1 protein-coding gene is annotated in these 270 nt (G+C 61.9%); it reads left to right on the top strand.

What is annotated here, in order from left to right:
* Positions 1 to 270: MFS transporter (locus tag R0J88_RS20355; RefSeq protein WP_410900928.1), on the top strand; the 270-nt coding region annotated here is incomplete at both ends.

The raw sequence follows: 270 nt of genomic DNA, 5'->3' as shown, positions 1-270 counted from the left end.
ATGCAAGGGCTATCGGTCGGTGCAGAGTATGGCACCGGCGCGACCTATATCAGTGAGGTATCACGCGCTGGGCGCCGCTCGTTCTATGGCTCGTTCCAGTACATGACCATTATCGCAGGGCAACTGCTGGCGCTGTTGACGGTGGCAGTGCTGCAGCTGGTGCTGTCTGAACAGGACCTGAAAGCCTGGGGTTGGCGAGTGCCGTTCCTGATCGGCGCGCTGGCCTCGATCGTGGTGGTGTACCTGCGCCGGACCATGCGCGAAACAGCC

Source organism: Pseudoalteromonas sp. SIMBA_162, assembly GCF_046535955.1.
Lineage (GTDB): Bacteria > Pseudomonadota > Gammaproteobacteria > Enterobacterales > Alteromonadaceae > Pseudoalteromonas > Pseudoalteromonas marina.
Note: the sequence above shows the minus strand (reverse complement) of the source record. Positions and strands in the feature narration are given on the sequence as shown.